This is a genomic window from Streptomyces synnematoformans (genome assembly GCF_039531005.1).
In the GTDB taxonomy this organism is placed as follows: Bacteria; Actinomycetota; Actinomycetes; order Streptomycetales; family Streptomycetaceae; genus Streptomyces; species Streptomyces synnematoformans.
In genome coordinates this window covers 1-7,356 of the sequence record NZ_BAAAPF010000342.1, presented here as the reverse complement: position 1 = coordinate 7,356, position 7,356 = coordinate 1, and the positions used below count along the sequence as shown (strand labels likewise).

Sequence of the window (7,356 nt, the reverse complement as noted above, 5' to 3'; positions counted from 1 at the left end):
CGTTCGTACCCGTACCGCCGTGTCGACCGGTACGCTCCACACCTTGCCGTCGCCGGAGGACTTGCCGGTGCCGCGGGTCGTCACGGTGCCTCCTCGGCGGCGGGCGGTGGGGCGGACACGGGGGCGGACACGGAGGGGGAGGCGGCGGCGGAGGGGGCCGCCCCGGGCGCCGCCGCCTCCGTCGTCCCGGGTGCCCCGGCCGCGGCGGGCGCACCGGTCTCGTCGGCCTTCTCCGTCTCCTCGGCCGCCCCGGCGTCTCCGCCACCCGGCGACGGCTCCGCCGCCTCCGCGGGGCTCGGCACCGGCGGGCCCGTCGCCGTCCGCGGCTCGCCCCGGACGCCGCCCACCGGCGAGAGGAAGACCGGCGGCCCGCCCGGCACCATGCCCAGCTCCCGGGCCCGCTTCTCCAGCGCGTCCAGCGCGGACCGCTCCTCCACCTCCTGGCGCAGCCGCTGCTCCTCGTCCGTCAGCCGCGTCGTCTCCCGCTTCAGGTTGCCGACCCGGAAGGAGCCCTGGTTGACGGCCGCGTTGAGCAGCAGCAGCGCGAGCAGGCCCGCGCCCAGCAGCACCACCACGAGCAGCACGAACGGCGTGCGCGCCGCCGAGCTGCCGCCCGGCAGCCGGGCGCCGCCCTCGCGCGGCGACGTGATCCTCGGCCGCCTCACGGCGCACCCGCTCCGCTCCGGCTCACACGTCCTCCCGGATCCGTTCCGCGGCCCGCAGCCGCGCGGGGGCGGCCCTGCGGTTCTCCGCGATCTCGTCCTCCGTCGGCAGCTCCGCGCCGCGGGTGAGCAGCCGCAGCCGCGGCTGGTGGTGCTCCGGCACGACCGGCAGCCCGGGCGGCGCGGTGTTCGCGGCGCCGGCCGCGAGCACCCGCTTGACGAGCCGGTCCTCCAGCGAGTGGTACGACAGCACGGCGATCCGCCCGCCGACCGCCAGCGCCGCGACGGCCGCGGGCACGGCCCGTTCGAGGACGGCCAGTTCGCCGTTGACCTCGATGCGCAGCGCCTGGAAGGTGCGCTTGGCGGGATTGCCCCCCGTGCGCTTCGCGGCCTGCGGCAGCGCCTCGCGGATCACCTCGACCAGCCGCGCGCTGCGCGCGAACGGCTCCTTCCGCCGCTCCCGCACCACGGCCTCGACGATGCGCCGCGCCTGCTTCTCCTCGCCGTACGCGCGCAGGATCCGCACCAGCTCGCCGGGCGGGTACGTGTTCAGCACCTCGGCGGCGGCGATGCCCCGGGACTGGTCCATGCGCATGTCCAGCGGCGCGTCCTGCGCGTAGGCGAAGCCGCGCTCGGCCTCGTCCAGCTGCATGGACGACACGCCCAGGTCGAACAGCACCGCCTGCACCCGCCCCACGTCCAGCTCGGCGAGCACGGCGGGCAGCTCGTCGTAGACCGCGTGCACCAGCGTCACCCGCCCGGTGTAGGGGGCGAGCCGCCGGCCGGCCAGCTCCAGGGCGGCGGGGTCGCGGTCGAGCGCGACGAGGCGGAGGCCGGGGTGGGCGGCGAGCAGGGCCTCGCTGTGGCCGCCGAGGCCCAGCGTGCAGTCGACGGCCACCGCGCCGGGCGCGGACAGCGCCGGGGCCAGCAGCCCGGCGGTGCGGCGGAGCATGACGGGGACGTGGGCAGCGGCGCGTGCGTCGTTCACGGTGCCGCCTCCTGTCCCGCCCGTCTGCCGAAGGGGAGCGGCCGCTGCCGCTCTGCGCGCGGCGCCGGCCGGGCCCGGAGCGGCCCGCCGGCCGCACGGGCGGCGGGCGAACCGCAGGAAAGGGGGCGCCACGGCTCCCACTTCGCGTCACTTTAGCCCACTGCACCCCCCGGTCGGTCAAGCACCGAAGGCGCGCCCCGCACCGGCCGCGGGCGCCGGGCGCGCACATTGCTCCCTGTGGGCTACCTCACCCGCACCGGGCGACGGCGCCGCCGCCCCGATACCGTCGTAGGCATGACGCCCGCTGAGAGCATGCCGTCCGCGCCGGACGCCCTCGCCCCGACCGTCACCGACCGCCTCGTGGCCGCCAACCGCGGCTACGCCGACGACTTCGCCGACCCCGGCATGGACGCCCGGCCCGTGCTGCGGGTGGCGGTGGTCGCCTGCATGGACGCGCGCCTCGACCTGCACGCCGCGCTCGGCCTGGAGCTGGGCGACTGCCACACGATCCGCAACGCCGGCGGCGTGGTCACCGACGACACCATCCGCTCGCTGACCATCAGCCAGCGCGCCCTGGGCACCCGCAGCGTCGTGCTCATCCACCACACCGACTGCGGGCTGCTCAACCTCACCGAGGAGTTCCGCTTCGAGCTGGAGGCGGAGGTCGGGCAGCGGCCGGCCTGGTCGGTCGAGTCGTTCCGCGATCTGGACGCGGACGTGCGGCAGTCCATCCGCCGGGTGGAGACCTCGCCGTTCCTGCTGCACACCGACGACGTGCGAGGCTTTGTATTCGACGTGCGCACGGGTCTGCTCCGCGAGGTGTCGGTGGAGCAAATCCCGGCGGGCGACTGACGAAACCGGCATTCGGCAGCAAGAATGCGGGGGTGGCGGCTCTTACGGCACCGTTCTGCGGCAACCGCGGCGACGGCGTGGGCGGGGCGTCACGGTATCGGGGAGGGCCGGTCCGCGACCGCGGCGCACGGCCCGTGCGACGGGCCGAGGAGGGCCGGTGACGACGTATGACGAGCGAGCGAGCCTCAGCGATCTGACCAGTACCGCGGACGACGTCCGGCGGTCGGTGGAGAGCGTGATCGAAGGCAAGCCCGAGGCGGTCCGGCTCTCGCTGACCGTCCTGCTCGCCGAGGGCCACCTGCTGATCGAGGACGTGCCGGGCGTCGGCAAGACCATGCTCGCCAAGGCGCTGGCGAAGTCGGTCGACTGCTCGGTGCGGCGCATCCAGTTCACGCCCGACCTGCTGCCCTCCGACATCACCGGCGTGAGCGTCTACGACCAGCAGCACCGGGACTTCGAGTTCAAGCCGGGCGCGATCTTCGCCCAGATCGTCATCGGCGACGAGATCAACCGGGCCTCCCCCAAGACGCAGTCGGCGTTGCTGGAGTCGATGGAGGAGCGGCAGGTCACCATCGACACCCAGACGTACGAGCTGCCCAGCCCGTTCATGGTCGTCGCCACCCAGAACCCCATCGAGATGGAGGGCACGTACCCGCTGCCCGAGGCCCAGCGCGACCGCTTCATGGCGCGGCTGTCCATCGGCTACCCCAGCGCGGCGGCGGAGCTGGAGATGCTGGACGTGCACGGCGGGATCTCCCCGCTGGGCGACCTGCAGCCGGTCGCGCACGCCCACGACATCGCCAAGCTGATCGACGCGGTGCGCACGGTGCACGTCGCGGACTCCGTCCGGCGTTACGCGGTCGACCTGGTCACCTCCACCCGGCAGCACCCGGAGCTGCGGCTCGGCGCCTCGCCGCGGGCCACGCTGCACCTGCTGCGGGCGGCGAAGGCCGCCGCGGCGCTGGCGGGCCGGGAGTTCACGCTGCCCGACGACGTGCAGGCGCTGGCCGTGCCCGTGCTGGCGCACCGGCTGCTGCCCACGGCGCAGGCCCAGCTCAACCGGCGTACGGCCGAGCAGATCGTCGCCGAAATCCTGCAGCAGGTGCCGGTCCCGGCCGCCGACATGCAGCGGCCCCCGCCGATGCCACCCGCCTACGGCGGCGCCCCGCACAGCCCGGACGGCCGGCGGTTCTGATGGCCGGCCAGTCCCCGCCCGCCCCCGCCGCGCCGCCCGCGGGCCCGGACGCCCAGGCGGGCGGGCTGCGCACGGCCCTGTCCGGCACCACCACGCGCGGCCGCTCGTTCCTCGCCGCCGGGCTCGCGGCCGGCGCGTGCAGCTACATACTCGGCCAGCCCGACCTGCTCCGGGTGGGCATGCTGCTGGCCGCGCTGCCGCTGGTGTGCACGGCCGTGCTGCACCGCACGCGGTACCGCGTCGGCGGCAGCCGCAGGCTGTCGCCCGCCCGGGTGCCGGCGGGCTCCGAGGCCCGGGTGCACCTGCGGCTGGAGAACGTCTCCCGGCTGCCGACCGGGCTGCTGATGCTCCAGGACCGGCTGCCGTACGTGCTGGGCCCCCGGCCCCGCTTCGTCCTGGACCGGGTGGAGCCGGGCGGCAAGCGCGAGGTGACCTACCGGGTCCGCTCCGACCTGCGCGGACGCTACCCGCTGGGCCCGCTGCAGCTGCGGCTCTCCGACCCGTTCGGCATGTGCGAGATGACCCGCTCCTTCAGCGCGTACGACACCCTGACCGTGGTGCCGCGCACCGAGGCGCTGGCCCCGGTCCGGCTGGCCGGCGAGGCCACCGGCTACGGCGACGGCCGGCACCGCACCCTCGCCCTGGCCGGCGAGGACGACGTCATCCCCCGCGGCTACCGGCACGGCGACGACCTGCGGCGGGTGCACTGGCGCTCCACCGCCAAGTACGGCGAGCTGATGGTCCGCCGCGAGGAGCAGCCGCAGCGCGCGGGCTGCACGGTGCTGCTGGACACCCGGCGCGACGCCTACACCGGCTCCGGCCCCGACTCGCCCTTCGAGTGGGCGGTCTCCGGCGCGGCCTCCGTCGCGCTGCACATGCTGGAGCGCGGCTACACGGTGCGGCTGCTGACCGACGGCGGCGAGCTGGGGACCGGCGGCGACGGGGCCCTGAACGCCCGCGGCGGCGAGTCGGCCGACGCGGCCGGGATACTGCTGGACACCCTCGCCGTCATCGACCACTCCGAGCGGGACACGGTCTCGGCCGCGTACGACGTGCTGCGCGGCGGGCACGAGGGGCTGCTCGTGGCGTTCTTCGGCGACCTGGACCGGGAGCAGGCGGCGCTCGCGGCGCGGATGCGGCAGCGTACGGCGGCCGGGGTGGCGTTCGTGACGGACAACGCGGCCTGGGCGCGCCCGGGCCGCGACAGCACCGCCTGGGCGCGCCCGGGCGCCCCCGGCGGCGCGTACGGCGCGGGCCCGGCCGGCGGCACGCCCCCGGCCGGGGGCGGGGCCGGGGCGGAGGACTCCGACCTGGTGCGGCAGCTGCGCGAGGCGGGCTGGACGGTGCTGTCCGTACCGCCCGGAACGGCGATGGGCGACCTGTGGCGGGAGGCCGGCAACCAGTCCGGCCAGCTGGCCGCGGCGGCCCGCGGAGGCGAGGGCTGAGATGAGCGGACGGGCCCGGCTCACGGTCTGCGCGGCGGCGGCCACCCTGCTGGCCGCCACGGCGCTGCTGCCGCTGACCGACAAGATGACCTGGTTCTTCAAGGCGATCTTCGTCGTCTGCGTGATCGGCGGCACCGGCATGGTCGCCCGCCGCGTCCCGCTGGCGCGCCCGCTGACGGTGCTCGTGCAGACCGCGGTCACGGTGCTGCTGCTGACGATGCTCTTCGCCGGCGAGACGGCGGCCGGCGGGGTGCTCCCCGGGCCGTCGGCGATAGAGGAGTTCCGGCAGCTGTACCGGGAGGGCGGCGACGACGTCTCCCGCTACTCCATCCCGGCCCCGGTCACCGACGGTATCGAGCTGATGCTGATCTCCGGCGTCGCCGGGGTGGCGCTGCTGGTGGACACGGTGGCCGTGACGTTCCGCAGCGCCGCTCCCGCGGGGCTGCCGCTGCTCGCGCTGTACTCCGTCGCCGCCGGGCTCAACCAGGGCGGGAGCTGGCTGACGTTCCTGCTCGCCGGCGCCGGCTACCTGCTGCTGCTGCTCGCCGAGGGGCGGGACCGGCTGGCGCAGTGGGGCCGGATGTTCGGCGGCGGCCGGTCCGTGGGGGCGCCCGGCAGGGCCGACCCGGAGGCCGCCGGGCCGCTGGCCCCGGTGCGTACGGGCCGGCGGATCGGCGCCGTGGCACTGGGGCTCGCCCTCGTCGTGCCCGCGGCGCTGCCGTCGCTGGACGGCGGGCTGCTGGACGGCAGGACCACCGGGCCCGGCCAGGGCCCCGGCGGCGGCACGGTCACCGCGATCAACCCGGTGGTGCGGCTGCAGCAGAGCCTGAACCAGCCGGAGAACCGCGAGGTGTTCCGCTACCGCACCGCGGAGGGTGCCGAGAACCAGGCGCTGTACATGCGCTTCGTCGCCCTCGACCGGTTCGACGGCACCTCCTGGCAGCCCTCGCGCCGCAGCATCGAGGACATCCCGGACCCGCTGCCCACCCCGCAGGGCTACTCCAACAGCCGGGTCGACTCCGCGCCCGTCACGCTCAACGTGCAGGCCGACGACGACTTCCGGCAGCAGTGGCTGCCCATGCCGTACCCCGCGTACCAGGTGCGCATCGGCGGCGACTGGCGCTACGAGCCGGAGGGCCGGTCCGTCGTCGGCGACGGCGGCACCACCACCGGCGGCGCCGCGTACCAGGTCACCAGCCTGGTCATGAAGCCCACCGCGCGGCAGCTGGCCAACGCGCCCGCGCCGGACCCCTCGCTGAGCGAGGAGTACACGGAGGTGCCCGACTCGCTGCCGGACGAAGTGCGGGAGCAGGCCCGGGACATCACCCGGGGCGCGGCGAACGACTACGAGCGGGCGCTCGCGTTGCAGGACTTCTTCACCACCAACTTCGTCTACGACACGGAGACCGACCTCGACTCCGACGACCCCGAGGCGATCCTGAAGTTCCTCCGGGAGCGGCAGGGCTTCTGCGTCCACTTCTCCTTCTCGATGGCGGCGATGGCGCGGACGCTCGGCATCCCCGCGCGGGTCGCGGTCGGCTTCGTGCCGGGGACGGCGCAGGGCGACGGGACGATGTCGGTGGGGCTGCAGGACGCGCACGCCTGGCCGGAGCTGTACTTCGAGGGCACCGGCTGGACGCGCTTCGAGCCGACGCCGACGCGCGGCACGCTGCCCGACTACACGATGGAGGACAACCAGGGCGGCGGCGGCAACCCCGCGGGCGAGCTGCCGGAACGCGGCAGCACGGCCACGCCGGTCCCGTCCCCGTCGGCGTCCGAGGACGAGTGCCCGGCGTCGCTGCGGCGCGTGGACGGCTGCCCGGACGACGAGGCGGCGGCCGGCGGGGTCGCGGGCCCGACCGACAGCGGACCGCCGGCCGGCGGGATCGCGGCCGGGGCGGCCGGGGTGCTGCTGCTCCTGCTCCTGCCGGCGCTGCCGGCGATGTGGCGCGTACGGGAACGGGGCAGGCGGCTGCGCCCGGGCGCGGGCCCGCTGGCGGCCTGGCGTGAAATGAACGACACCGCCTGGGACTTCGGGCTGCCGCCCGACGAGTCGCAGACGCCGCGCACGACGGCGGCGGCGCTGATCCGGTTCGGCTCCCTGGACGGCACGGCGGCGCAGTCGGCGCTGCGCGTGGCGGGCGCGGTGGAGCAGATGCTCTACGCGCCGCGGCCGCGGCAGACCGCCGGGCTGGCGGAGGACGTGCGGAAGGT

At 76.0% G+C, this 7,356-nt stretch carries 6 protein-coding genes and 1 pseudogene; 4 read left to right on the top strand and 3 right to left on the bottom strand.

Annotation, left to right across the window (positions count from 1 at the left end; all coding sequences use genetic code 11):
• The 3 genes and pseudogenes from ABD317_RS37920 to rsmH all read right to left on the bottom strand — a co-directional run.
• Positions 1-69 (bottom strand): annotated as a pseudogene (locus tag ABD317_RS37920) (P-II family nitrogen regulator); the annotation flags it as partial.
• An 11-nt stretch (positions 70-80) separates the two neighbouring features.
• Positions 81-665, bottom strand: a complete 585-nt coding sequence (ftsL, locus tag ABD317_RS31290) for a cell division protein FtsL (RefSeq protein ID WP_344294330.1) — start codon at positions 663-665, stop codon at positions 81-83.
• Positions 666-687: 22 nt separating this feature from the next.
• Positions 688-1,650 carry a 16S rRNA (cytosine(1402)-N(4))-methyltransferase RsmH gene (gene rsmH / locus ABD317_RS31285; protein ID WP_344294328.1) on the bottom strand — a complete coding sequence of 321 codons (963 nt, stop codon included), beginning with the start codon at positions 1,648-1,650 and terminating at the stop codon, positions 688-690.
• A 294-nt stretch (positions 1,651-1,944) separates the two neighbouring features.
• On the opposite strand from rsmH, the gene ABD317_RS31280 reads away from it, so the two are divergent.
• From ABD317_RS31280 to ABD317_RS31265, 4 genes are all read left to right on the top strand, one after another.
• Positions 1,945-2,502 carry a beta-class carbonic anhydrase gene (locus tag ABD317_RS31280; protein WP_344294326.1) on the top strand — a complete coding sequence of 186 codons (558 nt, stop codon included), beginning with the start codon at positions 1,945-1,947 and terminating at the stop codon, positions 2,500-2,502.
• Between the two features lie 157 nt (positions 2,503-2,659).
• Positions 2,660-3,697, top strand: coding sequence for an AAA family ATPase (locus ABD317_RS31275; protein ID WP_027753703.1), 1,038 nt, complete (start codon positions 2,660-2,662; stop codon positions 3,695-3,697).
• Positions 3,697-5,142: a DUF58 domain-containing protein gene (locus ABD317_RS31270; RefSeq protein ID WP_344294324.1), complete on the top strand. Its 1,446-nt coding sequence runs from the start codon at positions 3,697-3,699 to the stop codon at positions 5,140-5,142. Before ABD317_RS31275 ends, ABD317_RS31270 begins: the two co-directional genes overlap by 1 nt.
• 1 nt (position 5,143) lies before the next feature.
• The coding region (locus tag ABD317_RS31265) for a transglutaminase TgpA family protein (RefSeq protein WP_344294322.1) at positions 5,144-7,356 on the top strand (2,213 nt) is incomplete at its 3' end.

What these genes read in the sequence shown, in the direction of transcription:
- ABD317_RS31280 (WP_344294326.1), top strand. Translation starts at nt 1,945, where the DNA reads ATGACGCCCGCTGAGAGCATGCCGTCCGCGCCGGACGCCCTCGCCCCG.
- ABD317_RS31270 (WP_344294324.1), top strand. Translation starts at nt 3,697, where the DNA reads ATGGCCGGCCAGTCCCCGCCCGCCCCCGCCGCGCCGCCCGCGGGCCCG.